A 25,295-nucleotide genomic window follows, 5' to 3' on the forward strand; every position below is an offset into this window, starting at 1 on the left:
GCTCCTCCACCTTTCGTCCGGAGAAGCCCCGGCGCGGGGTGGAGGATTCACGAAATCGTTGCGCCAATGGCGCAGAAAACGACCGAGCGACGCCTGCGCGATGCGTCCACGCCTGCGCGACGCATCCAGGCCTACGCGACGCGTCCACGCCTGCGCGACGCGTCCACGCCTGCGCGACGCGTCCCCTCACGCAGCTCCGGGCGCTGTCGGGCCGAGCGCGGCGCCGCGCCACCACGCGTTCGCTCTTGACGAGCGCGCCATCGGGCGCATCGCGCAGGTCTTCACCCGCGCCACGCTCGCCGCGCTCAGGCCGGAGCGACGCGGCCGGCGACGTCGCCTGGTCTGACGGCGCGGGGCTCGGGGCGAAGGTCCTCCACGGTGCTCGCCCAGCTCTTGCCCGCGCTCCCCGTCGCGTCGTCCAGCGTGCGCACCACCTCGTGAGCGAGCGCCTCACCGAGCAGCCGGTACGCCTCGAACTGGGCTTCGTCGAAGAACTGATCCGCGGTCGTCTGGTGCGGAAACTCGGGGTGAGACTCCGCATAACGCTGGACGTCGAGCGGCAGTCCCGGCAAGAGGCCGGCCTTGACGTAGACCACCGTGACCTCCTTGGTCGCCTCGGTCTTCTCGCCCGGATCCGGCTTGAACTTCCCCACCAGGATCGGCGTGCTCGGGGTGCGTTGCTCCCACGTGCCTCGCGGATCCTTCGGGCGAACGCGCTCGAGGTCCTCGCGCTTCAGCTCGAAGTTCAGCCCGCGGTCCACGCGCAGGATGCGCGCCGCCTTCGCGAGCTCGTCGCACGTCCACTCGGGATCGGCGCCGGCGTCGATGCACAGGATGAGCTCACACTCTCGCTCGACGAGCGTGGTCAGCCCCAGGTTGTCGTGGTGACCGCCATCGGAGACGAAGACCAGCGTGTCGCTCTCCTTGTTCCGCGCGAAGATCTCCTTGATGTGATAGGCGCTCCAGAAGTGCGCCCACCTCCGGAAGAGCATGAGCTGCTTGCCGGCGCGCCTCGCAAAGCGCGGGTTCCGGACCCAGACGCCGAGACCGCAGTTGAGCAGGGTGAGGACGACGCGCGCCCACCGCGGGATCAACGTGCCGCCCTGGCTGTTCACGGCCGCGGCGCTGATGGCGTTCGAATGGGCCAGGGTGAGCGCGTCGCCATAGGCCTCGGCCGGCCCCCACCCGGTCGCGGGCCCGCCGACGGCATAGGGGCTGAACTCGAACCGCGCGGTGCCCCGTTTGTAGAGGACGGGGTCGTCCGACCCCGGGGTGTTGACCGTGGCGGTCACGACGTGGAGCGGCGCGCCGCGGCGCGGCCCGCCCAGGTTCCAGGGCCGCGGGTCCGCCGCGTACGTCCTCTCGACGCGCGGCTCGTTCGAGGGCCTCAGCGCCGCGAGCGGCCAGGCGGAGGGCGAATCGCTGGCTGCCCGGCCGGAGTCGCCCGGCAGCGACAGGTAGGCACGGCGGATCTGGTTGGCCCAGAACCTGTTGATCCCCGCGTAGTTCCTCGACGTCAGGAAGCTGAGCCCGATGAACACCAGGCAGAGCGTCGCCCCCAACGTCAGCTCGACGACCTTCATCGGGTCCTGCCGGACAGGCACGTGGACGAGCCCGTCGATCGACCGAGCGAGCTCGATCGGCTCCAAGAGCAGCCACTGAAGCATGCTCGCCCATGTCGACGTGACGCCCTTCACGACATCGTAGAGATCCGTGAACCTGAGCGCGAACACCTGTCCGCTGATGGCGACCCCGATGACCGCGAGGAGCTGCTCGCGCTTCAGGCGACTCAGCAGGACAGCAAGCGCGACGGCCAGGGCAGCGCACAGCACGAAGAGGGTGAGCAGCGGATCGGCCCGCAGCGCCAGCAGGGAGCCCCACGTGAGCACCACGAGCAGCGCCGCGCGAGCGGCGAGCCAGGTCCCCGCCTCGTGGACGGACGGCCACGAGAAGAGGATCCCGAGGTACATGACGAGCAGGGCGGCGAGAAGGACACCCCCTATCATCGCCAGGACGAACACGAGGAGGTCGAGCACGGGGAGGTCTCTTGCGATCGCGCCAGGCAACGTGTCAGGCGCCGCAGAGGCCGTGGTGAAGAAGAGAGATCGCGCTCCGTCGACGTGGCAGACCACCGCGGTCACGCCGTGCTCGACCACGCGCGCGAGGAACGCCTTCGGCGATCTCGCGCTCGAGTGGTGGAGGAACACGATCGCCGCGAACCCGGCGGTGAGGAGCGACAGCGCATTGGCGATCGCGCCGACGAAGATCATGAGGAGGGGCTGGAGCGTGTTCGCGGTAAGGCCGATCCCGCCGGGAATAAGGTAGTCGCCTCGCAGGCGGATCCTGTCGAGGAGGCGGTTCCATGACGCGGCTTCCAGCGGGTCGAAGCGGCGCTCACGCCCCGCGTCCCCCTCCGGCTGAGGGCCGGACGTCCGAGCCGTGAGCGCGCCCCCCGCCCAGCCGCCGCCGGACACGGAGCTCATGTAATCGACGTACCTGAGGATCACCTCACCGCTCTTCGTCGGGATCGTGGCGAGCCCCTTCAGGAAGCCGAGGCAGATGGTCGCCGAGCGGATGCCTCCGCCGGAGAGCGATAGCCCGATGAGGTGCGCGCCGCGCGGATCGCCGTCGCCCGCGGCCTCGTGCTTCAGGTTCGCCGCGCGGCGCCGCGCCTGGATCCACTCGGCCTCGAGCGCGCGAAGCCGACCGATGTCGGGGTACACGGCCTCGTCCCTCGAAGGCCGCTCGGCGGACTCCCACGACTGCAGGATCGTCAGCAGCGTGCCGAGGATCAGCATCAGGAAGACGATGAACGAGCAACCCGCCTTGTACAGCAGGTCGGTGCGCTCGTTCCCGTGGACCGCGTACCACAGCGCTACCCCCCATACCGTGAGAAACGTGCTCACCATCAGGCCGACGGCGATCAAGAGCCCGCCGCGGCTCATGCGCTTGAGCCGGGTCGAGCCCGCTGCCGGGGGTGGATCCTGCGGCGGGCGCCGGAAGAAGACCCACACGACAAACGCCTGAGGTGCCACGGACAGCAAGAAGACCAAGGTGATCGGGACCGCGTGCGCCGCGGCGCTGGCGAGCGCGCCGCGCTGCTCGATGACCGGAGTGACGAGCTTCGGCGGCACCCTGAACAGCACCGCCGCGACGATCAGGCAGTAGGGCACCAGGAGCCGCCGAACGCGCGGATGCAGCTCGCCAAGGAAGCGCCTTATCCATGGCCAGGGGTTGCGCTGCCCGTGACGCGGCCCCTGCCGATCCGGCGCGTCAGCGACGCGGGTGCTCCCTTGCTGCAGCGCGCGCCCTTCGTCCGGCGGCGTGGGCTTGGTCATCGGGTGCTCGTTCGGTTGAGACATCGTTCCCCGCGCGGATTCCAGGCGCCGCACGCCCGCCGTGGCGCCCCGGATTCCGCGGCGCTGGCGGCAGGCGGCTCGCGCGACCTCAGAGAGCGAACGACGTATCGTACGGAAAATCGGGGAGCGATGGGGGCGTCCAGACGCGCGCGCCTCGCGCGCCGCGCCGCGCCGGCCGGCGGTTCCCGTCAGCCCGGACGGTTTCGCATGAAGTCCGCCACCTCGGCGAAGCGCTGGTCGAGGAAGGCGCGGAGCGGCGCGGGCACGTCGAGCTCGGCCATGGCGGCCCGCATGCAGCGCATCCAGGCGTCGCGCATCGCCACATCGACCGGGACGCGCGCGTGGCGCATCCGCAGCCGCGGGTGGCCGTGCGCCGCGATGTAGTCCTGCGGCCCGCCCAGCCAGCCGATCAGGAAGAGCGCGAATCGGTCGCGGCTCTCCCGGGCGACCTGGCCGCCCTCGTCGCAGACGTGGAGGCGCGCGAGCGCCGGCTCGTCGCGGCCCATGAGGTCGTAGAAGCGCTCGACGAGCCGGCGCACCGCCGGCTCGCCGCCCAGCAGATCGAAAGGGGTCTCGGACGGCTCGGCCATGGGCGATGCCCTCTACCGGATCTGCGCCGGCGCTGCACGCCGCCGGCTCAGGCCGCCGCGGAGCTGCCGCAGGCCGCGCCGAACCACGCGGCGAGCGCGCGGCGCAGCCGGCGGTGGGCGGGGGCCTCGGGCTCACCTGCCGCGGCCGCCCAGGCCACGTAGCCGTCGGGGCGAATCAGCAGCGCCTCCGCGGGGCGCGGCAGCGCGGCGCAGCGAGCGCTCACGACGTCCACGCGATCGCCCCAGGGCGCGGCCACGCCGCCGAGCGCGGCGCCGCCGGTCAGATCGAGCAGCAGGCCCCTGGCCCCGTGCATGAGCTGCGCGACCCGCGTCTCCCCCTTCTGCGTGGTCAGTGCGACGTCCGGCGCCCAGCGCCCGAGCAGCGGATGCTGCTCGCCGGGCTCGGTCGGCATCTCGTAACGGACGTCGGCCGCGTCCAGCATCTCGACGACATACCGCAGGCTCTGCTCGTGCTTGAGCAGCTCACCGAGCAGCTCGCGCAGCGCGGCGACGCGCTCGTCCCGCATCATCAGCGCGCCCTGCGCCCGCGTGTGCATGATCACGCGCTTGCCCTCGGGGTGCCGCTCCGCGTGGTAGGTGTCGAGGAGCCCCGGCGGCGCCCAGCCGTGGACCTCCGCCGCCAGCTTCCAGCCGAGGTTGACCGCGTCCTGCAATCCGGTGGTGAGGCCTGGCCCGCCTGCGGGGAGATGGATGTGCGCCGCGTCGCCCACGAGCAGCACGCGGCCCGCGCGGTACGTCTCCGCCTGCCGGCTGGCGTCGGTGAACCGAGACAACCACCGCGCCTCGCGGACGGGCAGATCCTCGCCGAGCGCCGCGCGAACGCTGGCCTGCAGCTCGTCGAGCGTCATCGGCGCGTCGCGGTCGAAGTCCGGCGGATACGGCTCCGACGTGACCACGCGAAACACGCCCGCTCCCAGGGGAACGAGGGCGATCCCGCCGAGCCCGAACCGAACGCGGCGGCCGCCGGAGAGGACGAGGTGCCCGTCCTCCGTCGCGCCCTCGGCCAGCGTGACGTCGGCGAGGCGCAGGAGCCGGGAGGGCGGGAGTCCAGGAAAGCCGATCCCGGCCAGCTTGCGCACGGCGCTGCGGCCGCCGTCACACCCCACGACGAAGCGCGCCCGAAGCGGGTAGTCGCCGTCCGGGCCTCGGACCGTGACCGTCGCGCCCTCCCCGCCTTGATCCAGCCCGACGAGCTCGTGACCTCGACGGATCTCCGTCGTCAGCTCGCGCGCGCGCTCTTCCAGCAGCGCCTCGATGCGCGCCTGATGGATGCTCAGGAAACGCCTGGCGACACGCGGGGAATCGCCGCCGATGGCCAGCGGTATCCCGCCGAAGTGCACGAAGCGCGTCATCTCTGCGGCGCTCTGCTGCCCGCGGAAGCGATCGAGGAGGCCCCTGTGGTCGAGGATCTCCACGGCGCGCCCGCCGAGGCCGAGCGCCTTGGAGAGCCCCGTGGGCTCGGGCAGCCGCTCCAGCACGACGGGGCGCACGCCGGCCAGCCGCAGCTCGCAGGCCAGCATCAACCCGGTCGGACCGCCGCCCACGATGACGACATCGACGTTCATACGCGTTCTCCTTGTCGAGCAACGATCGATTGACAACGATTGTTCAGCGACGACCTGCGGGCGGCGACGGACGAACGAGGCTCACGTCACGTGGCCTCTGACGCGCCCGCGCGGCCGCCCCATTCAGGCGTGGTCACGCCATCCAGCACGAGGCTCACGGTCTGCTCGCCGAGGCGCGCGGCGAGCTCGAGATCGCACGAGAGGCGCGCCCGGAGGTCCGAGAAGCGCGGCCCGAAGATGCCGATCCCGGCCAGCGCGCCGACGACGGTGCAGTACAGGAGCTCGAACTCGCAGTCGCGCCGGAACACCCCGGCGGCTTGACCTCGCTCGTAGAGATCGCGCAGCTCCGACGGCAGCATCGCGAGCGTCGCTGGCGGCGCGGCCTGCCAGCCGCTCATCGCCTCGTGCATCGCGAGCGGCATGCACAGCGGGCGCGAGAGGAGCAGCCGGAAGAACATCGTGAACGCGCGCCAGAGCCCCTCGCGCGGCTCGAGCGCCGCCGACGCCTCGAGCGCCGGCCGCCACCCCTCCATGAGGCCGGACCACTGGTCCTCGATGACCGCGCGGTAGAGGCCATCCTTGCTCCCGAAGTGATGGTAAATCATGCGCTCGTTGACCCCGGCGCGCCCCACGATGGCGTGCACGCGGGCCCCGTCAGGCCCATGCCGCGCGAACTCCTCGGCGGCGGCGTCGAGGAGCGCCCGCCGCGTCTCCTTTTTCTCGTCTCCCGGCATCAGGTAAATGTTTATTTACTCATGAACGAGCGGCCGTCAAGGGCGCGACCTGGCCGCGTCCCCCTCCCGCGGTGGACCAGGCGCCGGGCGCGCGCTCTCCCATCTCGGGCATCGTCAGAGAAAACCTGCGGTTCCCTGGGCATCTTGCTGTAGGCTCGGCCCCTGGTCAGGTCTGGCCCCTGGCCAATGTGCTTGTTGGCATGAACCAGAAAACGACATTCCTCCCTGCGTTGGTGCTCGCGGCGGGCGCGCTCACGGTGAACCTGACCGGCTGCGAGCTCATCGTCGCCGTCGATCGCAGCCGGATCTCCGACACGGGCGGCGCCGGCGGCGCCGGCGGGACCGGTGGCTCCGGAGGCGGCACGACGACGAGCAGCAGCGCTAGCTCGTCGTCAGGCACCGGCGGCTCGGGCGGCACCGGCGGCTCGGATGGCACCGGCGGCTCGGACGGCACCGGCGGCTCGGATGGCACCGGCGGCTCGGATGGCACCGGCGGCACCGGCGGCTCGGATGGCACCGGCGGCACCGGCGGCTCGGATGGCACCGGTGGCGCAATGGCATGCCCCGGCGGCGCGACACCGTGCGACACGATCGGCGATTGCCCGGCCCCGGCCACGGAGTGCGTGAAGGCCACGTGCGAAGCGCGGTGCTGCGGTACGACCAACGTGCCCGACGGCACCGTCACGATGGCGGGCCAGGCGGCGGGTGACTGCAAGCAGCAGGTCTGCAACGGCAACGGCGGCACGACGTCGATCCGCGACGACACCGACAAGCCGGCCGACGACGAATGCAACGTCGGCACGTGCCCGGGCGGCACTCCGGGCAGCTCACCGAAGACCGCTGGCACGAGGTGCACCACCGGCGGCAAGGTCTGCGACGGTAGCGGCGCCTGCGTCGGCTGCCTCTCGGGCACCGACTGCACCGCGCCCCAGCTCTGCGATCCGGGGGGCACGCACACGTGCGTCAACGTGTCGTGCACCGACGGCTTGCTGAACGGCAGCGAGACCGACGTCGACTGCGGCGGCATCGACGACGGCTCCGGCTGCGCGCCCTGCGCCGACGACCTGGAGTGCACGCTCGGTTCGGACTGCGCGAGCGGCTACTGCAACACGGCCGGCCTGTGCGCGACGCCCAGCTGCATGGACACCGACCAGAACGGCAACGAGACCGACGTCGACTGCGGCGGCGCGTCCTTCCAGGGCGCTCCGGCCTGCGACAGGTGCGGTGTCGGGCAGACGTGCGGCGTCGCGGACGACTGCACAACGGGCTTCTGCAGCGGCGGCACCTGCGCGGCCAAGCCGGACGGCGCGTCCTGCGTGGCCAACGCCGAGTGCGCCAGCGCGCGCTGCGTTGACGGCGTCTGTTGCAACACGGCGTGCACCGGCGCCTGCCAGGCGTGCTCCGCGGCCAAGAAGCTCGGCGGCTCCGACGGCGTCTGCGACGACATCGCGGCCGGAGGCGATCCGGACGACGAGTGCCCGGACACGGGCGCGGCGTCGTGCGGGACCAACGGGTCCTGCGACGGCGCAGGCGCCTGCCAGCGCTACGCAGCGGGCACCGTGGTGCCGTCCGGGCAGACGCCGGGCGATTGCCAGCAGCGCGTGTGCAACGGCGCCGGCGGCACCACGACGGACGATGACGTCACCGATGTCCCGGTGTCAGCGACCGTCTGCTTGACGGACCTCGCGTGCACGGGCACGCCGGCCATGCCGAGCTTCTCGACGGCGCCGGCGGGCACCGACTGCGCCGCCGACGGCCTGCCCGGCAAGACGGTGTGCGGCAGCGGGCTCGCGGCTGGCACGTGCGTCGAGTGCAACGACGACTCGAGCTGCACCTCGCCGGCCACGTGCAACACGACGACGCACGTCTGCGAGTGATCGCGACGGCGCAGAGAGCGCCCGGGGCGACCTGGCCGCCTTCTTGGTTTTGTCGGCGTGCTCTCGGGGTGCAGCAGACCTCGAGGCGATAAAAGACTTCAGACGGGCCCGACGAGCGCGATGCGGGCGCTCTGCTCGACCGCCTGCCCCTCGACCCCGAGGAGCGCCGCGCCCGGGTCCGTCGCGCCGCCGATCGTCGAGCCCCGGATCGCGCCACGCGGCGATCCGCGCCCTCCGGCGGTGTCACCGGCCACAGAGGGAGGTGGACCAGGCGTCGGCCTGGAGGATCACGGCGTTCGAAGCGCCAGGGGACTCGGTGATGTCCGTGAGGTCGCTCTTCGCCACGTACATGAGGCCGCTGGGCACGCCCGCCATGCGCGGGATCTTGGAGTCGAGCAGCGCCCAGCTACCACCGTAGGTGAAGCTCGTGACCTGGACCAGCGCTGCGCGGTTCAGCTTGCCGACGATCTTCCGAGGGCGCGACGGAGCATCCACGTTGTAGACGTTGGCTCCGGTCGACGACGCTCGGTAGGTCCTCAGAAAGCGGGCCAGGTCGGTTCGAAATACGTTCATATCGGTGTTCCGGCCCGGGCACGTCTTGATCCCTTTGCCGTCCCACGTAGGCGGATACATGATCGTACCGGTCGTCTTGTCCTTCCACGAGCACTCGCGATGCCCAGGCACCGTGTTCGCCGTGATGTCGTTGAAGGGCAATTCGCACCACCGCATCAGAGAGCGGATCATGCAGAATGCCCTGTTACGGAGATCCGGCAACATCGTCTCTCTGTCGTAATTTCCTACGATCTCGATGCCGAGCGTCCGGGCGTTCCACTCCCCGGCGTGGATGCCCACCTGATTCGGAGGCGTGCCGACCCAGATGCCATCCGGCGCATTGAAGAGGTGGGGGCCGGCGGTCCACTTGGGCTTGGCCTTGTACGTCGCCATGAGATTGGGCATGTCGACGTTCCCATTCCACGATTTGCGGAATCCCTCCGTGTGGTGAATGACGATGCCCTTCACCCACGCGGGGCCCCGCTTGCCGAGCGTCGACAGGTAGCTATCGAACGCCGCCATATCGCGGAGTTGCCTGCCATCCCAGAGAAAATCGACGTTTCCCATGGCGACCGCCTCCGCTGAGGAGGGTACCAAGGGGAGCTGGCGAGCTCAACAATTATCACGGATCTCGCAGGGCTGCCCCGCCCGCTCCGCGGGCACGACGCGCGGGCGGGCAACAGGGTGGACACGAAGCGGACGCGGGGTTCGGCTCGCAGCTCCAGGGAAGCACCCGATCGCGACGGTTCACCCTCCATCAACGCATCCCTCGGCAACTCCGTACTATGCGCTCGACAACCGCACCTCGATCTCCCGCTCCACGTAGGACCACTCCTCCGTCTCGCGCAGCCTGCCCACGAGCTCGTCGAAGGCGCCGGCGTCGCCCTCGGCGAACTCGAACCAGGTCAGGAAGTCGAACGGGCCGCCGAGATCCCGGCTGTGGTAGAGCCGCCTCGCCACGGCCGGCAGGTACTCCAGCCCGATCTTGATATGGCGCGACCTCGCCTCGAAGATCGCCCGCCGCTCGTCCTGCGCGAGCGCCCACCACGCCTTCGATTTCCTGAGCGGGATCAGCGCCGCCTGCGAGCTCGACGCCCGGCCGAGGTCCTCCTGGACGGCGACGAGGCGCTTTCTCTCCTCGAGCTCGACGTAGCGCTCGTTGCTCCTCACGCCGTTCAGGACCCAGGCCGCTCCCGGAGGCGCGACGAAGCTGCTCCCCTCGACGCGCTGCAGCCGCGGCGCTGCGGGCATCTCCTCGCCTCGCACCGTGATCATCCGCTCGACCCGCCACTCCCCGGCGGAACCTGCGACGAAACTCACCCGAACCGGATTTCCTTCCATCGATCGCTCCGAGGCGACGGCAACGCCGGACGAATCCCACCGACCCGAACGGCGGGCGGCCGTACCACACGCCCTCTCGTCACGAGAGCGCCCGGGAAGGCGGCTGCGCTCGGGCTCGCCGCGCCGGCCGAGCCCGACACGCAACGCGGTGGATGATGTGCGGACAGGGGTTTCGCCGTGGTTTCCGCGCGATGATTTTCCGTCGCCCGCGTCAGCTCAGAACAAGATAGGAGTCGCCGAACTCGTGACAGAGATACCCTGCCTCCTCCGCATAGGAGTTCGCGCGGTGGAGCAGCGAGGCAGGCGCGAACGCCTCGAGGAGCCGGAAGTGGCTCTCCGTCGGATCGTGCACGCCGGTCAGGAGCCCGTCGACCACCCTCGGCCGGAAGCCGTGGTGAAGGACCAGGTCGGTGACCCCCGGCCCGGCCTGGAGCTCACCCCCGTGCAGGGCGGCGCAGCCCTCGAGCGCGCGCGTCACCGTCGTGCCGACCGCGACGACCCGGCACCCGCGCGCCTTGGCCTCGCGCACCGCCGTCACCGTCTCTTCCGGGATGTCGAAGCGCTCCGGCAAGGGGAGCAGGGCGTCGAGGGCCGGCTCGCCCGTCGACGAGATCCCGGCGGCGTGCGTGAGCGAGGCGACGCGCACGCCGCGGCGGAGCAGCTCGAGCAGCAGCCCCCAGACGAGCGGCCGCCCGGCCGACGGGAGCTCGGCGCAGAGAGGCCGGCTCGCGTAGCGCGTCTGCGTGTGCCAGATCGCGAGCGGGGCCGCGACGTACGCATACTGGATCGGGCGCCCCCGCCGGTAGAGCGCCGACCAGAGCGGCGCGCCCCGCTCGCGAAAGGCGATCTCGACGAGGCGCGGCGAGGCCGGAGACACGCGCTCGATCACGGCCGACAGATCGTCTCCGAACGTCACCGCGTCCCCCGGGCCGAGGGCGGGCGGCGCCGGGCGCTCCTCGGTGCGCGTGTGCCAGTCGCCGGCGCCGAACAGCAGGGCCGAGTAGCGCCCCTCGGACACCTCGCCGATGAGGCGCACCTCGACCGCCGCGCCGCGCTCGGTCGCGCCGTGGAGCGACGCCGGCAGCGTGGCGCCGTCGTTGACGACCAGGAGATCGCCCGGCTCGAGGAGCGCGGGCAGATCCGCGATGCGCGCGTCGCGAAGACGCCCCTTCCGCGGATCGACGTGGAGGAGCCGCTCCTCGAGCGGGCTCTCGCGGGGCCACACGGCGGGGCTCATGGCGCCTCCTGGAGGCGCGCCGCCTCGAGGCGCGCGCCGCTCGCCACGTCGCCGGCGCGGCCGACGAGCGCGACGATGCGCCTCGCCACGTCCGCTGGATCGGCCAGCGTGCTCGGGTCGGCGTCGGGGATGGCCTCCGCGTGCATCCGCGTGTTCATCTCGCCCGGATCCACCGCGTAGAACGCGACGCCCGTCCCCTCGAGCTCTGCGGCCCAGGTGCGGCTCAGGTGATCGAGCGCCGCCTTCGAGGCGCCATAAGCGCCCCACCGTGGATAGGCGTTCACCGCCGCGTCCGAGCTGATGTGGACGACGACCCCGCGCCGCCGCAGCGCCATCGCGCCGGCGACCACCTTCGTCAGGCGGAACGGGCCGACCACGTTGACCTCGAGCACGCGCCCGAGATCCTCGCACTCCGTGTCGAGCAGGATCGGCAGCGGCGTCTTGCCGAGCGTGCTCGCGTTGTGGATGAGCAGGTCGATCGGCCCGACCAGCGCCGCCGCCGCGCCGGCGATCGCGTGCGTCTGACCCTTGTCCCCGATGTCCGCCGCGAGCGCGTGCGCCTCCCCGCCCTGCGCGGCGATCTCGGCCGCGACGGCCTCGAGCGGCGCGCGCTCGCGCGCCACGAGGACCACCTTCGCTCCTTGCCGGGCGAGCTCCCTGGCGAGCGCGGCGCCGAGCCCGCGGCTCGCCCCGGTGACCAGCGCCGCCCGCGGCGCGAACCGCTCGCCCCGCGCGGCGCGGGGGAGCGACGGGTGGGAGCTCCCTTCGGCCTGGATCAGCGCCTCGCTTCCGGTCGATTCGTCGTTCATGGTGCCTTCCTCCTCGACACCAGCCTAATCCGCGCGGGTTCTCCCGTTGGAGCGGGCGCCAATATCCTGGAAGAGTGCTAATCTCCGGGCATGGATCAGGACGCGGAGCTCGCGGGGCGGCTGGCGAAGAACATCAAGCAGCTGCGCGAGGCGCGCGGGCTGACGCAGCAGCAGCTGGCCAAGCTCGCCGGCGTGCCGCGGGCGACCTGGGCGCACCTCGAGTCCGGCGCGGCGAACCCGACGCTCGGCGTGCTGCACCGGGCCGCCGCCGCGCTCCAGGTCTCCATCGAGGAGATGCTCTCCGCGCCCCGCGCCACGTGCCAGCTCTACGCGCGCGACACGCTCCCCACGCGCTCTCCCGGGCAGGCGTTCGTCCGCAAGCTCCTGCCGGACCCGATCCCGGGCATGGAGATGGATCGCATCGCGATCCCCCCGGGCGGGCGGATGACGGGCGTCCCGCACACCCCGGGCACCCGCGAGTACCTGACGTGCGAGTCGGGGGAGCTCCAGCTCGTGGTCAGCGGAGAGCGGTTCACGCTCGGCTCCGGCGACGTCGCCGTGTTCCGCGGCGATCAGCGCCACTCGTACAACAACCCCGGCAAGCAGCCGGCGGTCGGCTACTCGGTCGTGGTCCTCGCGCGCGTGCTCTGAGCGCGCAGCCGTCGCGAAGCGCGACCGGCGCGCGAGGCGGCGCTGCGGACGAGATGTGGCGGAGCCGTGGCGCGCGAGGAGTTCCCGAGGAGGCCGCTCACCGCGGATTGCCCGAGCGCGCAGCGCCGTTATGCCGGGCACATGATCACCCCACGAAGCAGCCAGTTCCGCCTCTTGCTCTGCGCCCAGCTCGCGCTTGTCGCCGCCGCCTCGGCGGGCGCCTACACGGGCCTGCTCCCCACGTCCCTCCCGTCGGTCCCGCACGCCGACCTCGCGATGCACGCGCTGGGCTTCGGCCTGCTCGCCGCCTGCGTCGACGGGGCGCTCGACTTCCGCCCGCTCCGCCGCGGGATCCTGTTCCCGCGCCTCGGCCCGGCGCTCGTGCTCGCCGGCGCCGGCCTCGAGGAGCTCGCGCAGGGGCTGTCGCCGCGCCGGACCTCGTCGCTCGCCGATTTCGCGGCGGACACGGCGGGTGTGCTGCTGCTCTCGTGGATGGCGGGGCGGTTGTGGGACGCCGAGGCCACGGGCGGCGCCCTCGGATGACGAGGATCGCAGAAGGCGGCTGCTTCAGCGCGGCGCGCATCACACGGCGCCGCGGCGCCTACCGCTCGCCGGGCGCCATCCACTTGGGCTCGGCGCCCGGGCGCCACGCGGCGAGCAGATCCAGGAGGGCCGGCGCCTCCTCGGCGACCTGCAGCACGGCGCGGTGGGCCGGCTTCATGAACTGCTCGGCCACGACGTGATCCAGAAAGGCGATCAGCGGGCGGTAATACCCCGCCACATCGAGCAGCCCGACCGGCTTGTCCTGAGAGCCGAGCTGCGTCCATGTCCACACCTCGAACAGCTCTTCCAGCGTCCCGACGCCCCCCGGTAAGGCGATGAACGCGTCCGCGAGGGCGGCCATCTCTGCCTTGCGCTGGTGCATCGTCTCGACCACGCGGAGATCGGTCAGCCCGCGGTGCTCGATCTCCCGCTGGTTGAGGAACCCCGGGATGACGCCGATCACCTCACCGCCGCGCGCGAGCACCGCGTCGGCGATCACGCCCATGAGCCCGACGCGGCCCCCGCCGTACACGAGCCCGATCCCTCTCGCCGCGAGGAGCTCACCGAGCCGCACGGCCGCCTCGCGGTAGGCCGGCGACGCGCCGGGGTTCGACCCGCAGTAAACGCAGATCCTGGAGAGCGTTCTCATGGGCCCGAGCCTACGCCGGCAGGCGAGCTCGTCCAAGCGGGGAGCGGTGGTCCGGCGCGCCGTGGAGGGTAGCTTTCTCCCCGGCGGCGCGCCCTGGCACCCCCGCGCCGCGGCCTGGCACCCCCGCGTGGCGGCGGTGCCGTGACCGGCGGATCACTCCTTGTCGAGCTTGCCGACGAGGCTCAGCGTGAAGAAGGCGCCCATGTACTTGAAGTGCGGGCGCACCTGCATGTCGACCTTGTACCAGCCGGCGTTCCCCGGCACCTCGGTCACGATGATGCGCGCCTTGCGGAGCGGCCTGCGCCCGCGGGTCGCCGCGGAGACGACGTCCTGATCGGCGACGTACTGGCCGATCCAGTCGTTGAGCTCCTTCTCGAGATCGCCGCGCTCCTTCCACGTACCGATCTGCTCGCGCTGCAGCACCTTCAGGTAGTGCGCGATGCGGCACATGATGAACATGTACGGCAGCTGCGTGCCGAGCCGGTAGTTCATCTCGGCCGCCCTGCCCTCGTCGCTCTGCCCGAAGAACTTCGCCTTCTGGGCGGAGTTGGCCGAGAAGAAGCAGGCGTTGTCCGAGTCCTTGCGGAACGTGAGCCCGATGAAGCCCTCCTCGGAGAGCTCGAACTCGCGCCGCTCGGTGAGCATGATCTCGGTCGGCACCTTCGTCTGGATCTCGCCCATCGCCTCGTACTGGTGGAGCGGCAGGTTCTCCACGGAGCCGCCCGCCTGGGGGCCGATGATGTTCGGACACCAGCGGTACTTGGCGAAGCTGTCGGCGAGGCGGGTGGCGAAGGCGTACGTCGCGTTGCCCCAGCAGTACGCGTCGTGCTTGCCGACCACGTCCTCCTCGTAGTTGAACGCCTTCACCGGGACGGTGTTGGCGCCGAAGGGCAGGCGGAGCAGGAAGCGCGGCATCACGAGCCCGACGTAGCGCGCGTCCTCGGTCTCGCGGAACGCGTTCCACTTCGTGTACTGCGGCCCCTCGAAGAGCGCCTTGAGGTCCTTCAGGTTGGGCAGCCCCTGGAAGTCCTTCAGGCCGAAGAACTGCGGCCCTGCCGCCGCGATGAAGGGCGCGTGCGACATCGTCGCGACCGCTGCGCACTTCTGGAGGAGCGCGATGTCCTGGGGGCCCGGGCCGAACTCGTAGTTCGCGATGATCGCGCCGACCGGCTTGCCGCCGAACTGCCCGAACTCGGCCGAGTAGACGATCTTGTAGAGCCCGCTCTTCGGCACCTCGGGGGCGTCCTCGAAATCGGCGAGGAGGTCCTCCTTGGAGCAGTTGAGCATCTCGACCTTGACGTTCTCGCGGAAGTCACACCGGTCGATGACGAACTTGAGGCCGCGCCACGCGGACTCGAGCTTCTGGAAGCTCGGGTTGTGGAGGATCTCGTCGATCTGCCGCGACAGCTTGACGTCGATCTCCGCGATCAGCGCGTCGACGAAGGCCTTGTCGACCTTCTCGCCCTCGCGCCGCGGGGCGACGAGCTCCGAGATGAAGGCCTGCACGCCCCGCTTGGCGATCTCGTACCCCTCGTCGCCGGGCGTCATCTTCGTCTCGGCGAGGATCTCGTCGAGCAGCGACCCCCCCTCGAGGGTCTGGACGCCCGCGCTCCCCGCGGCCTGTGTCTCCGTCGCCATCGCTTACTCCCCTTCCTTGTCGAGCCCGAGCTCGCTCACGATCTTGTTGCGCTGAGCCGGGTCGCTCAGGATCTGCTGAATCTTGTTGCGGAACGCCTTCTCGTTTCCGAGCGGGCCCTTGAGGGCCGTCAGCGCGGCGCGCAGATCGAGCAGCTTCTTGAGCTCCGGCACCTGGTTCGCGATCGCCTCGGGCTCCATGTCGCTCAGGCGGCGGAACTTGAGGTTGACCGTGAGCTCGCTGTTCTCCTGCTCGGACAGGACGTCCTTCACGTTGAAGGTGAGCGCGAGCTTCTGCTCGCTCATGACCTTCTGGAAGTTGTCCTTGTCCACGTTGATGGGCTTGCGGTCCTCGAGGGGCCGCGGATCCGGCCGCTGCGTGTAGTCGCCGAGCATCAGGAGCTTCAGCGGCAGCTCGACGTCCTCCTTCGCGTTCCCGGTGGCCGGCTTGTACGTGATGTTCACGCGCTCTTTCGGCGCGACCGATCCCTCTTTCATCGCAGGCTCCTTTCCCCGTCAGCAGCGGGCGGAGCGCCCGCAGGCCGAACGAGCATAGAACAAAACCCCCGCCCCTCGGGCAAGCTTCTCGGCGCGACGCGCATCCCCGTCTTTGCCACGCTGCCACGCTGCCCCCCTGCCCCCCGGCATCCGGCTCACTCCCCCAGCGACATCTTCAAGGCGAGCGCCGCGTCGAGCTGGCAGACGCGCTCGAAGCAGAGCGTCTCCTTCGCCTTGGCCTCGGGGGTGGCCTCGTAGCCCTGGTTCAGGACCCGGTAGCACGTGTGGAGCGCGGCGTAGAGCTCCGCGCAGAGATCTGGCTGCCAGGTGGTGAGTCGGTGGTGGTCGACGAGGTGCTCCAGCGCCTCGAGCTGCGCCCGCGCCACGAGGAACTGGGACAGCTCGATGTTGATCTGGGCCATCGCGAGCCTCACGCGGAAGCGGTCCAGCGCCGTCGGAGCCGCGGCGGCGGCCTTCTCGAGGAGCGCCATCGCGTCGATGGGCTGCTGGTTCGCGACGAGCCCTCGGGCGTCGGAGAGCGGCTTGTCGAGGTAGCTCCGCGGCCTGGCCGGGGCTGCGGCGCCGCTCGCACCCGAGCCGCCGAGCGCGGCCGCGACCTCGGACGAGAGCCAGGCCTGCGTCTCGCCGTCGGCGAACGGCGTGCCGTCGCTGAACTTGAGGCTCGGCAGGAGCGGCGCGCGGAGCAGCAGGGCGCCCACCTCGACGAGCACCGCCCGCTTGGCGTCGGCGTAGTCGTCGCCGAGCTGCTCGAGCGCGTTCGCGACGTACCTGTGCGGATCGAGCCAGAGGGGATAGCTCTGCGCGTACTCGTCGGCGACCTGCAGCAGATCGGCGAACGCCCCCTGGGTCGTGAGCGCCGGGAGCGTCTGCAGCACGTGCTCGGGCGGCGGCGGGATCGCCGTGCTGCCGGTCGGAGACGACGCGCCCGGATCGTCGAGGAGGTCGACCCAGAGCCCCACCCGGAGGATGCGGTACGCCGACGCCCGCTTCGGATCCGACGCCCGCAGCGCGTCGCCCGCGCGCGCCATCAGGGGCGAGCACTTGCCGAGGGCGGCGAGCGCGGAGTCTTCGTCGACGATCGCCTCGAGGCTGAGCGCCGGATCGCCCGCGGCGGCGACGGGCGGCGCCGGCGGCGGCGCGGCGGCCGCAACCGTGGCCGCCGGCGGCGCCTCGGCCTTCGGCGGCTCGACCCGCGGAGGTGGAGGCGGCGGGGGTGGAGGCGGCGGCGGCGGAGGCGGCGCCTCCGCGGGCAGGCTCGCGACGAGGCTGCGCATTGCGTTCCGGAGCGGGCCGAGCCCTCCGTAGGCGTCGCCGAGCTTGTCGGCGAGGTCGACGTCCAGGGCGCGGCTCACCTGGTCGATCGCGTTCACCACGTCGCGGTCCGCGGCGGAGACGGTGATGCCGGTGAGCGCCCCTGCCGCGAGGTCTCCGAACCAGGAGCACAGGTTGCCGCGCGCCTTGGGCCGCTTGATCGCGGGATACATCGTGTCCCAGAACGCGTTGTTCAGCTCTTGCACGAGCACGAGCCCGTCGAGCAGGCCGGGCAGCTTGTCGATCTGCGACTTCGCCGCCGCGTAGTAGAGCGCGACGCGGAAGTCCTTGGATTTCTCGCTCAGGAGCTCATCGGCGACGCTCGCGATGCGCCCCCAGTCGACCTTGCCGCCCGCGAGCGACTGCAGTTTGTCGACCTCGTTCTTGAGGCCCTCGAACGCCTCGTCGTAGGTGACGTCGGCGCCGACGCCGCCGTTGATGGGCGCGTACAGCGCCTCGATCCGCTCTTTGGATTGTTGGATGGCGTCTTCAGCGGCCATGGGTCGCGCAGGATATCAAGGCGTCCTGGGTGTGGACGGCGAATCAGACGACGACTGCACGACGGCTGCGCGACGGCTGCACGGCGACTTCGGCGGTGAGCTGGGCGGCGCACCGGAGCGGCCGCGCGCCGGGTGGAGCGGGTGCCTTCGGCGCGGGCATCGGCTCAGCCGAGGGATTCCAGGAAGCTGTCGAGCGACAGGTCGGTCCGGGCGACGAGCGCGTCGAGCTCTGGTCCGAGCGCATGTCGGGAAACGTGCTCCTCGACGCGTGGGGGTCCGCAGAGGTCGGCGATGTGCTCGGCCTGGGTGGTGGGCGCGATCATCTCGCGGAACGAGCCCACGTGGGGGGTGCCGAGGTGGAGGAGCAGGGTGTGCTGGGGTGTCCAGAACGCGTTCATCAGCGTTCGTCCCCATTTCGACAGGCGGCGGGTCATGTCCATCCACACGGCGGCGGCGTAGGCGTCTCCTGCGCCGAGCGGCAGCCTGAGGGCGAGCCCTGTCCTCGGGAGCTCTTGACCGCGGAAGGGGATCACCGAGTCGAGGATGTTCTGCAGCACCCAGAAGCGGCTCGCGTCGGTGCCGAAGCCGGCGTCCCAGAGCGCCTTCATCGGGTGGGTCTTCAGCCATGCGCGGTAGGCGGCCTGCGCCGATTCGGGGTCGTCGAGCGACGGCGGCGTGATCTGGGAGACGCGGTGGAGGAAGGCGTCGACGGGCAGGGTCCTGCCGTTTGTCGCGGCGTCGTGGGCGGCGGCGAGGAGGGGGAACAGGGCGATGGGGAGCGACGGCCCGGCGGAGACGAGTTGATCGTAATCGTAGGACCCGAACACCACCATCGGGTAGAGCCGCCCGGCGTTATCGCCGCTGGCGGCCCAGGCGCCCACGAGCCCGCGGGTGGGCGGCTCGTCGCCTTTCGGTTCGCCGTGGAAGACGAAGAGGCCCAGGGCCGTCTGGTAGTGCGCATCGAAATGGGCGCCCATGGCGCGCCGGGCGAAATCGATGGACGCGCCCAGCCAGCGGTCGAAGGCCGCGAGCTCTTCTCCACCTGCGTTCAGCCGGATGAAATCGCCCGTGGCGGGCAGCTTGCCGAAGCAGCCGATCTGCGGCGGAGCGGCAGGGCCCTTCTTGCGGCGCCAGAACATGACTGCTGGGAGTGAACCACGAACCGCTCACCGAGCGCTACCACCTTCCCGGTTGCGCCAGGAACGTGCGAGCGCCCCCCCCGAACCACGTCATCAAGGTCCCACGCCCCCTCGCCCCCCTCTCCCCCCCTTTTCACAAAGAGCCAGCGGGGGAGGGGGTGTCGTGCGGGGGGCCGGCGGGGTAGGGCCCCGCGAACCCGAGCGCCGGCCCGCCCCGGAGCCGCTCGCGCACGGTCTCGTCCCCCCCGTTCTCACGGCAACGGCCCCCCGGAAGGCGCGAGTTCGCGGGAGGGGGTCCCCGCCGGCCCCCCGCACGACGCCCCCTCCCCCGCTGGCTCCGTTGCTGCTGCCTACCTCACCCTTTGCCGAAGCGATCGCCGATGCTTGCAGGGCAGTTGGTCGCCCGGAAGAAGCTCGTCGGGAACGGGTGGTTCCCCCGGGTCGGCCTGATCTCCATGGTCACCGTCACCGGCGGCGCCGTCATCTGCCAGGTCACCGTGAACAGCTCGTCGTTGTCCTTCTGGGCGGTGGTCGTCCCGGCCTCGAAGAGCCGGAAGATCCCCCACGGCCCTTCGCGCACGAGCTCCTCGTCGAGCCCCCCCGCGCCGCGCACCTGGATCCTCGCCCCCTTCGCGCCTTCGCCCGGCCAGTTGAAGGTGTGCCAGAACTCTTTCTCGTTGCGATAGAGCCTCTTCTGGCCGTCGACCTCGAAGACCACCTCGCTCACGATCGGGCTGACCGTCTTCATGTTGATGTGGAAGACGACCTTCGGATCCGCCCCGCCGCTGCTCCCGAAGAGCGCGTCGGAGATCTCGTTCGAGCGCCTCAGGCAGTTGTACAGGTTCGCGCTGAACGGCGTGAACGGCTTCGCCGCCTGCGGCTGCCCCGACAGGTGCGCCTTCGGGAAGAACTCGTGCCCGACCTGGTAGTGGAAGCCCTTGAGGTACGTCTCGTAGAAGCCCCAGAGCACCCCGTCCTTCGGCTTGAAGAAGGCCATCGCGTCCTCGAGCGAGGCGTCGCGTGACGACGCGAGGTTGAACGGGTAGCGGTCCTTGATCTTGTCGCGGTAGTGCGGCCAGACCTCGACCTCCCAGATCCCGCTCGCCGCGCCGCCTGCGCGCCGCACGACGGCCTTGTACGCCTGCCGGAGGGGGTTCATGAGGAGCGGCTCCATCAGCCGCTGCCCGTTCTGGTCCATCGAGAGCAGCAGCCCCTGGGTCTCCTTCACCGCGTCCTGGAACGCCTCCGTGGCCTTCGAGGTGTCCGCGTCCGGCGGCCCGTCCTCGACGACGCTCATCTCCCCTGCCAGCCGCTCGAGGTGGCCCACGTACTGGCCGAGCTTGGGCGGGGGCGGCGGGGGCTGACCTTCGCCCGCCGGCGGCTGGGGCACCCCGAAGCTGGCCATCGACTCGAACTTGTCAGGCACCGGATCGTAGTGCTCGCGCTGGTTCCCCGTGAGCATCGAGTCGATCCGCACGCCCGTCCGCTGGTCGACCTTCTGCGCGATCATGTCCTTGGCCCTGTCGAGCAGGCCGCCGTCCGCCGTCAGCAGGCTCGGCTTCTCGTCCTTCCCGAACTGCGTCTCGTCCGAGAGCCGCTGGAGCAGCCGCCGGTAGGGCCAGTCGGGCGTGGAGAGCACCCTGAACTCGTGGATCGCGTCCCGGTTCGTCTTCGGGACGTCGACCTGGATGTCGCGGAAGAACGCCTCCCACTGCGCGATGTACGCGTTGTCGTAGTCCTGCCGGACGCGGTCGAGCTCCTTCTGGATCTGGTCGCCCTGCCGCTTCTCGTCGCTCGACAGGGGGAGCACCCAGAGCTCGCGCTCGAGCTTCTTCCTCCCCTCCTTCAGCGACTCGAGCACCTGCGCGTGCCCCTTGGCCGTGTAGGGCCCCTGCACCTCGAACCACGTCCCGCCCCGGTTCTTCTGCGCGCTGTGGACGACGGTCAGCACCTCGGGCCGATCCGCGAACATCTCGTTGAGCGACACCGGCGGGTACTTCAGGTTCTCCGGCGTGTTCGGCCCCGACTCGTCGTACTTCTGATCGATCAGGCTCGTTACAAACTGATCGTAGTAGCGCTTCGTCGGGTCGACCCGCAGCAGGTCGGCGCGCGCCCGGGCGATGAGCGGCTCGTTCAGCTCCTCGGCCTCGAGCTTCTTCCGCCGCACGAGATCGATGTAGTACGCGACGTGCGGCGTGAGCCGCTCCTTGAGCTCGCTCTCGGGCAGATCGGTGAACGGCTTCAGGGTGTCGGCCCAGACCTGGACGAGCCGCCCGGTCTGCCACCGCGCCGCCTGCTCATCCATGTGGCCCTGGTACTCCTTGCCGAGCAGGAGGTAGCTCCGCAGGGCGTTGTAGCCGTCCAGGAACTCCCCCTCGCGCACCTTCTCGAGCTTCGCCTCGAGCTGCGCCTTCGCCGGGCTGACGAAGCCCTGCTTCAGGCTCGTGATGTACTGGCCCATCGTCGGCGGGAACAGCTTGTCCCCCTGGAACATGAACCAGCCGTACTCGATCGGCGTGTTCTCGACGTAACCGTCGAGCCGCCCCACGTGCTCCTGCAGCCTATCGAGCTTGTCGATGTTCGCGCGCACGTTCGGCGGCGTGCCGCTCCGCCCCGACCAGTCCACGAACGCGATCTCGTCCGAGATGCGCCGCGTCTCGGCGACGAGCGCCTTGTTGTTGAAGTACGAGATCACCGCCGGCAGGAGGAACAGGAGCGCCACGAGCGCCGCGGCCGCGGCCACCAGGATCCGCTGCATCCGCCGCCGCCGGAGCTCCGCCTCGGAGCGCGCGGCGAGGTCCTGATCCGGGAAGACGACGTTGGTGAAGACGTCGTGCAGGAAGAAGCTCTTCGACTCCTTCGGGGCCGCCGCGTCCTCCTCGCCCTCGCCGAGCCCCGCGCGGAGCCCGAACGCGCGCCCCATCGCCCCGACCACGCGGTCGAGCGGCCGCCCCTCCTGGACGCCGCTCGTGAAGTAGAACCCGCGCAGGATCGGCGTGGGCGCCGCGCCCGCCTTGGGCGCGAACGCCGCCGCGATGAAGTCCGACAGGTTGCGCTTGACCGCCGCGAACTCGAGCGGGAACTGGTAGCTCTTCTCCTTCACCTCGCGGTTGCGCTCGCTGATGAGCCGCTTCGTGAGGCGCGCGTGGAGCTTCTCGACGAGCACGTCGAACTCGCGGTCGAAGATCTTCCCGGGCTCGTCCTTGTTCTCGTCGAGCCGCACGGTGGCGCCCCACGCCTGGGCGCGCTCGCTCTTCTTCAGGTCGCCGAAGTACTCGGTGAAGCCCGCCACCAGGTCGCTCTTCGTGAAGAGCACGTAGACCGGCAGGACCATGTGCAGCGTCTGCTGCATCTCGTCGATGCGCGCGCGGATCTTCTTGCCGGTCTGATCGATCTGCTCGTCGCTCGCGTCGAGCAGCTCGCTCAGGCTCACCGCGACGATGACGCCGTTCAGCGGCTTTTGCTCGCGGTGCTGCAGCAGGGTCTCGAGGAACGCCATCCACTCGTCGTGGTCGTCGCTCTCGGTCGTGTACCGGCCGGCGGTGTCGAGGAGGATCGCCTCGTTCGTGAACCACCACTCGCAGTTCCTGGTGCCGCCGACGCCGCGCACGCCGGTGCGCTCGGGGTCGATGTACGGGAACACGAGCCCGGAGTGCCGGAGGGCGGTGGTCTTGCCTGCCCCGGGCGGGCCGACCATCACGTACCAGGGGAGGACGTAGAGCGCGTCGGCGCCCCGCTTGCCTCCGCCGAGCTTCGAGGCCTTGAGCGCGGCGATGCCCTCCTGCATCTGCCGGTTGAGCTCCTGGATCTCCGCGCGCCGCTCCGGCTTCGCGTTGATCACCTGCTCCTGCGCCTGCTGCGCGATCGCCTTCTCGAGCGCCCGCGCGGCGCGCGCCGCGCGGATGCGCCGATAGACGGCCAGCCCGACGAGCAGGGCGAGGACGACCGCCGTCGCCACGAGCGGGATCTCGATCGGGAACGCCTCGGCCCCCTCCCCTGCCGCCGTGCGCAGCATGAACCACACTCCCCACACGGCGGTGAGGAACAGGGCGCTCAGGATCCACAGCCACATCGGAAGTCTCCCTCGGGAACAGCAGAGGACGGCGGAGTCGCCTAGGTCCCCGTGCTGATCAGCTTCTTGATCTGGTCGGCCACGCCCTCCGCGTCCGAGGCCACGACGAGCCGGAGCACGATGACCACGAGGACGGCCAGCACGAGCAGCCCGAGCGCGATGGCCAGGAAGGGCAGCTCGCGGCGCACCGCGTTCGCCCCGCCGTCCTTGCGCTCCGCGTTCGGCGCGAGGGCCTCACCGCCGCCCTCGGCGACAGCGACGTGGTTGCCCACGCCCTCGATGACGGCGCCGAGGCCCTCCTGCTGACGCAGACGATATTTCCCCTGGAAGCCGAGGGCCAAGCAGAGGAAGTAGATTTGCGCGACGTGGTTCCTTCCGCGCTGGCCGTAGAGGTTGTCGAGGTTCGTGAAGAACCCGTCGCCGGCCGTGTTCAGCTGGAAGAACTGGAACTGCAGCGGGTTCTGGAGCCACTGCGTCCTCCCCGGCCAGTTCGAGTTGAAGATCACCTCGTCGGCGAAGGCCGCGAGCGCGAACTTCGCGTCGATCATGTCCTGCTCGGGGATGCGGGCCTCACGGCCGTTCTGCATCATCGTGTCGAACAGGCCGAGGACGCGCCGCTGGAGGATGTCGGGCGCCGGGAGGTCGCGCGAGTTCCTGAGCTGCAGGATCAGCGAGAGCACGTCGGAGCACACAAAGTACATCGTCTGCGAGAGGCTCATGGGCTCCTCACCCGGAAGGGGCGGCCTGACACGTTCACTTTCCTGCCGGCACGGCGATCAGCCGGAGATCGACCTTTTGCGGTTCGATCGGCTGGTAGATGGCGATCGTGCCAGAGCCGAGGATATCGTTCCAGTAATCGCCGTTCTGGTTGACGCGGAGGTAGACGAGCCCCGGCTTGACCGGGATGGCGCCCGGCGGCCGGTACTCGATGGCGACGTTCACGCCGGGCGTCGCGGAGTGCAGGATGTGGCCGATCTGCGTCCACGAGCCGATCTTGAGCAGGCGCGGGAGCCGCTCGCGCAGCGTGGCCTCGTCCGTGCCCTTCGCCTCGAGGAACATCTCGTGGCTGCGGGGCAGCTTCGGGTCCTCGAACCTGCCGAGGTACATGCCGTCCTCGCGCTTCTCGAGCGGCACGATGACGAACTGCTCCGTGACAACCTCGTTGATGAGCTTCCAGGCCCGGTCGAACATCGGGTCGAGGACGCCATCGAGCTCGAGGTAGTTGAACTTGGGGATCGTCGTCGGATCGCTGTCGGTGGCCGCAAAGGTGCAGAGCTCTCCGATGAGCGAGCCGAGGACGACATAACACTGCTCCGGGTGCGCGCCGCCGTGGTCGACGAGGTGCGACACGATCGGGATGTACGAGTTCAGGGTGTGGAGCAGCCAGAACTTGGTGAGATCGGAGGCCTGGAAGTCGACCGACGCCGCGTTGCGCATGCGCCGCCCCTCGACGAGCGACTTCTGCTTGCCGACGAGCGCCGAGAGCACGCGGCGGAGGCCGGACATGATGTGGTCCGACGTGTTGATGCGAAGGACCGACGGGATGAAGCTCTTCCGCAGGGCGATCGCGCCGGAGCTGTCGCGGACGAGCTGCGCGATGCGCACGGTCTGGTACGCGTCGCGCGGCTCGGTGCCGAAGAGGAGCCGCAGGTTGGTGCGGGCCCAGGTGACCGACTGCTCGTTGCGGCCGGAGTTCACGTCCGGGACCGTCGTCTGGGCGGCCACGAACCGCTGGGCGGGGCCCGCCTTCGCCGGGTCCAGGCTGATGTTCGCGGCGGTCTCGCGCAGGTTCGGGATGCCGAGGAAGACGTCGAGCGTCTTCAACGCGGCCGGGAAGGCGCCCTCGAGCGGCCGCGCCTCGACCTGATCTTCGCCGCGATCGCCGATGAAGAACGGCGTGCCGTCGGGGAAGACGCCGTGGCATTTGACGACCTTGAACTGCCCGGCGGAGAGCGCGCGCTCATCGAACTGGGCGGACGTGATGCCCCAGTCGTAGCCCACGACGGCATGGAGGCGCGCATGGAGCAGCGTCTCGTGGTAGGCGTCCGTTTGCTGCAGGTGCTGAGGGGTCATGAAGAGCCCCTCGGTCCAGACCGGCTTGCGCGGGTGAATCATGTCGCCCGTCCAGTCTTATCAGATGTGCCGTGCGCGGCGTCGCGAAAGCGGGTCAGGCGCGGGGAGCGCCGACGCT

Annotated in this window: 20 protein-coding genes; 3 read left to right on the forward strand and 17 right to left on the reverse strand. The window is 70.5% G+C overall.

The genetic code is table 11. From position 1 onward, the window contains the following. Nucleotides 1-305: 305 nt before the first annotated feature. From WMF11_RS28250 to WMF11_RS28265, 4 genes are all read right to left on the reverse strand, one after another. Complete coding sequence (locus WMF11_RS28250) at nucleotides 306-3,338, reverse strand: hypothetical protein (protein WP_437972913.1); 3,033 nt, start codon at nucleotides 3,336-3,338, stop codon at nucleotides 306-308. Between the two features lie 209 nt (nucleotides 3,339-3,547). After that, the gene (locus tag WMF11_RS28255; protein WP_012237604.1) at nucleotides 3,548-3,949 is read right to left on the reverse strand and encodes a group II truncated hemoglobin; all 402 of its coding nucleotides are present in this window, start codon (nucleotides 3,947-3,949) and stop codon (nucleotides 3,548-3,550) included. A 47-nt stretch (nucleotides 3,950-3,996) separates the two neighbouring features. Then, nucleotides 3,997-5,535, reverse strand: coding sequence for an FAD-dependent monooxygenase (locus WMF11_RS28260; RefSeq protein ID WP_437972914.1), 1,539 nt, complete (start codon nucleotides 5,533-5,535; stop codon nucleotides 3,997-3,999). Nucleotides 5,536-5,621: 86 nt separating this feature from the next. Next, nucleotides 5,622-6,269, reverse strand: a complete 648-nt coding sequence (locus tag WMF11_RS28265) for a TetR/AcrR family transcriptional regulator (protein WP_437972915.1) — start codon at nucleotides 6,267-6,269, stop codon at nucleotides 5,622-5,624. A 200-nt stretch (nucleotides 6,270-6,469) separates the two neighbouring features. Between WMF11_RS28265 and WMF11_RS28270 the strand changes: the two genes are divergently transcribed. Further along, complete coding sequence (locus WMF11_RS28270; protein WP_437972916.1) at nucleotides 6,470-8,146, forward strand: hypothetical protein; 1,677 nt, start codon at nucleotides 6,470-6,472, stop codon at nucleotides 8,144-8,146. A 98-nt stretch (nucleotides 8,147-8,244) separates the two neighbouring features. Here the strand turns inward: WMF11_RS28270 and WMF11_RS28275 are convergent, their stop codons facing one another. From WMF11_RS28275 to WMF11_RS28295, 5 genes are all read right to left on the reverse strand, one after another. Next, complete coding sequence (locus WMF11_RS28275) at nucleotides 8,245-8,400, reverse strand: hypothetical protein (protein WP_437972917.1); 156 nt, start codon at nucleotides 8,398-8,400, stop codon at nucleotides 8,245-8,247. Further along, the gene (locus WMF11_RS28280) at nucleotides 8,390-9,265 is read right to left on the reverse strand and encodes a peptidoglycan recognition protein family protein (RefSeq protein ID WP_437972918.1); all 876 of its coding nucleotides are present in this window, start codon (nucleotides 9,263-9,265) and stop codon (nucleotides 8,390-8,392) included. The genes WMF11_RS28275 and WMF11_RS28280 overlap by 11 nt, the downstream gene beginning before the upstream one ends. 216 nt (nucleotides 9,266-9,481) lie before the next feature. Further along, complete coding sequence (locus tag WMF11_RS28285; protein WP_437972919.1) at nucleotides 9,482-10,039, reverse strand: chlorite dismutase family protein; 558 nt, start codon at nucleotides 10,037-10,039, stop codon at nucleotides 9,482-9,484. A 211-nt stretch (nucleotides 10,040-10,250) separates the two neighbouring features. Continuing rightward, a complete protein-coding gene (locus WMF11_RS28290; RefSeq protein WP_437972920.1) occupies nucleotides 10,251-11,276 on the reverse strand; it encodes an S-adenosylmethionine:tRNA ribosyltransferase-isomerase in 1,026 nt (341 codons plus the stop codon). Beyond that, nucleotides 11,273-12,085 (reverse strand): SDR family NAD(P)-dependent oxidoreductase, encoded by an 813-nt coding sequence (locus WMF11_RS28295; RefSeq protein WP_437972921.1) that lies wholly within the window; start codon nucleotides 12,083-12,085, stop codon nucleotides 11,273-11,275. Before WMF11_RS28295 ends, WMF11_RS28290 begins: the two co-directional genes overlap by 4 nt. Nucleotides 12,086-12,175: 90 nt before the next feature. Between WMF11_RS28295 and WMF11_RS28300 the strand changes: the two genes are divergently transcribed. Both WMF11_RS28300 and WMF11_RS28305 read left to right on the forward strand, forming a co-directional pair. After that, nucleotides 12,176-12,736: a helix-turn-helix domain-containing protein gene (locus WMF11_RS28300; protein ID WP_437541399.1), complete on the forward strand. Its 561-nt coding sequence runs from the start codon at nucleotides 12,176-12,178 to the stop codon at nucleotides 12,734-12,736. A gap of 141 nt (nucleotides 12,737-12,877) precedes the next feature. Beyond that, a complete protein-coding gene (locus WMF11_RS28305) occupies nucleotides 12,878-13,279 on the forward strand; it encodes a hypothetical protein (protein WP_437902397.1) in 402 nt (133 codons plus the stop codon). A 58-nt stretch (nucleotides 13,280-13,337) separates the two neighbouring features. Here the strand turns inward: WMF11_RS28305 and WMF11_RS28310 are convergent, their stop codons facing one another. The 8 genes from WMF11_RS28310 to tssK form a co-directional block, all read right to left on the reverse strand. Continuing rightward, nucleotides 13,338-13,928 carry a TIGR00730 family Rossman fold protein gene (locus tag WMF11_RS28310; RefSeq protein WP_437972922.1) on the reverse strand — a complete coding sequence of 197 codons (591 nt, stop codon included), beginning with the start codon at nucleotides 13,926-13,928 and terminating at the stop codon, nucleotides 13,338-13,340. A 153-nt stretch (nucleotides 13,929-14,081) separates the two neighbouring features. Continuing rightward, on the reverse strand, nucleotides 14,082-15,566 hold the full coding sequence (gene tssC / locus WMF11_RS28315) for a type VI secretion system contractile sheath large subunit (RefSeq protein WP_437541406.1): 1,485 nt from the start codon (nucleotides 15,564-15,566) through the stop codon (nucleotides 14,082-14,084). 3 nt (nucleotides 15,567-15,569) lie between these two features. Continuing rightward, nucleotides 15,570-16,061: a type VI secretion system contractile sheath small subunit gene (tssB, locus tag WMF11_RS28320; protein ID WP_012237614.1), complete on the reverse strand. Its 492-nt coding sequence runs from the start codon at nucleotides 16,059-16,061 to the stop codon at nucleotides 15,570-15,572. 155 nt (nucleotides 16,062-16,216) lie between these two features. After that, nucleotides 16,217-17,893, reverse strand: a complete 1,677-nt coding sequence (gene tssA, locus WMF11_RS28325; RefSeq protein WP_437972923.1) for a type VI secretion system protein TssA — start codon at nucleotides 17,891-17,893, stop codon at nucleotides 16,217-16,219. A gap of 164 nt (nucleotides 17,894-18,057) precedes the next feature. Then, on the reverse strand, nucleotides 18,058-19,032 hold the full coding sequence (gene tagF, locus WMF11_RS28330; RefSeq protein WP_437972924.1) for a type VI secretion system-associated protein TagF: 975 nt from the start codon (nucleotides 19,030-19,032) through the stop codon (nucleotides 18,058-18,060). A gap of 355 nt (nucleotides 19,033-19,387) precedes the next feature. Continuing rightward, complete coding sequence (gene tssM, locus WMF11_RS28335) at nucleotides 19,388-23,104, reverse strand: type VI secretion system membrane subunit TssM (protein ID WP_437902401.1); 3,717 nt, start codon at nucleotides 23,102-23,104, stop codon at nucleotides 19,388-19,390. Nucleotides 23,105-23,145: 41 nt separating this feature from the next. Further along, nucleotides 23,146-23,823, reverse strand: coding sequence for a DotU family type IV/VI secretion system protein (locus WMF11_RS28340; RefSeq protein WP_437541416.1), 678 nt, complete (start codon nucleotides 23,821-23,823; stop codon nucleotides 23,146-23,148). Nucleotides 23,824-23,857: 34 nt separating this feature from the next. Continuing rightward, nucleotides 23,858-25,219: a type VI secretion system baseplate subunit TssK gene (tssK, locus tag WMF11_RS28345; RefSeq protein WP_437541419.1), complete on the reverse strand. Its 1,362-nt coding sequence runs from the start codon at nucleotides 25,217-25,219 to the stop codon at nucleotides 23,858-23,860. Between the last annotated feature and the right edge of the window lie 76 nt (nucleotides 25,220-25,295).

The sequence above is a fragment of the Sorangium sp. So ce295 genome (assembly GCF_051527405.1).
GTDB classification, from domain to species: domain Bacteria; phylum Myxococcota_A; class Polyangia; order Polyangiales; family Polyangiaceae; genus Sorangium; species Sorangium cellulosum_B.

Coding starts and splice junctions, on each gene's coding strand:
- WMF11_RS28265 (WP_437972915.1), bottom strand. CDS start 6,269: ATGCCGGGAGACGAGAAAAAGGAGACGCGGCGGGCGCTCCTCGACGCC.
- WMF11_RS28290 (WP_437972920.1), bottom strand. CDS start 11,276: ATGAGCCCCGCCGTGTGGCCCCGCGAGAGCCCGCTCGAGGAGCGGCTC.
- WMF11_RS28280 (WP_437972918.1), bottom strand. CDS start 9,265: ATGGGAAACGTCGATTTTCTCTGGGATGGCAGGCAACTCCGCGATATG.
- tssA (WP_437972923.1), bottom strand. CDS start 17,893: ATGGCCGCTGAAGACGCCATCCAACAATCCAAAGAGCGGATCGAGGCG.
- WMF11_RS28340 (WP_437541416.1), bottom strand. CDS start 23,823: ATGAGCCTCTCGCAGACGATGTACTTTGTGTGCTCCGACGTGCTCTCG.
- WMF11_RS28270 (WP_437972916.1), top strand. CDS start 6,470: ATGAACCAGAAAACGACATTCCTCCCTGCGTTGGTGCTCGCGGCGGGC.
- WMF11_RS28285 (WP_437972919.1), bottom strand. CDS start 10,039: ATGGAAGGAAATCCGGTTCGGGTGAGTTTCGTCGCAGGTTCCGCCGGG.
- tagF (WP_437972924.1), bottom strand. CDS start 19,032: ATGTTCTGGCGCCGCAAGAAGGGCCCTGCCGCTCCGCCGCAGATCGGC.
- tssB (WP_012237614.1), bottom strand. CDS start 16,061: ATGAAAGAGGGATCGGTCGCGCCGAAAGAGCGCGTGAACATCACGTAC.
- WMF11_RS28260 (WP_437972914.1), bottom strand. CDS start 5,535: ATGAACGTCGATGTCGTCATCGTGGGCGGCGGTCCGACCGGGTTGATG.
- WMF11_RS28250 (WP_437972913.1), bottom strand. CDS start 3,338: ATGACCAAGCCCACGCCGCCGGACGAAGGGCGCGCGCTGCAGCAAGGG.
- tssM (WP_437902401.1), bottom strand. CDS start 23,104: ATGTGGCTGTGGATCCTGAGCGCCCTGTTCCTCACCGCCGTGTGGGGA.
- WMF11_RS28300 (WP_437541399.1), top strand. CDS start 12,176: ATGGATCAGGACGCGGAGCTCGCGGGGCGGCTGGCGAAGAACATCAAG.
- WMF11_RS28305 (WP_437902397.1), top strand. CDS start 12,878: ATGATCACCCCACGAAGCAGCCAGTTCCGCCTCTTGCTCTGCGCCCAG.
- tssK (WP_437541419.1), bottom strand. CDS start 25,219: ATGATTCACCCGCGCAAGCCGGTCTGGACCGAGGGGCTCTTCATGACC.
- tssC (WP_437541406.1), bottom strand. CDS start 15,566: ATGGCGACGGAGACACAGGCCGCGGGGAGCGCGGGCGTCCAGACCCTC.
- WMF11_RS28295 (WP_437972921.1), bottom strand. CDS start 12,085: ATGAACGACGAATCGACCGGAAGCGAGGCGCTGATCCAGGCCGAAGGG.
- WMF11_RS28255 (WP_012237604.1), bottom strand. CDS start 3,949: ATGGCCGAGCCGTCCGAGACCCCTTTCGATCTGCTGGGCGGCGAGCCG.
- WMF11_RS28310 (WP_437972922.1), bottom strand. CDS start 13,928: ATGAGAACGCTCTCCAGGATCTGCGTTTACTGCGGGTCGAACCCCGGC.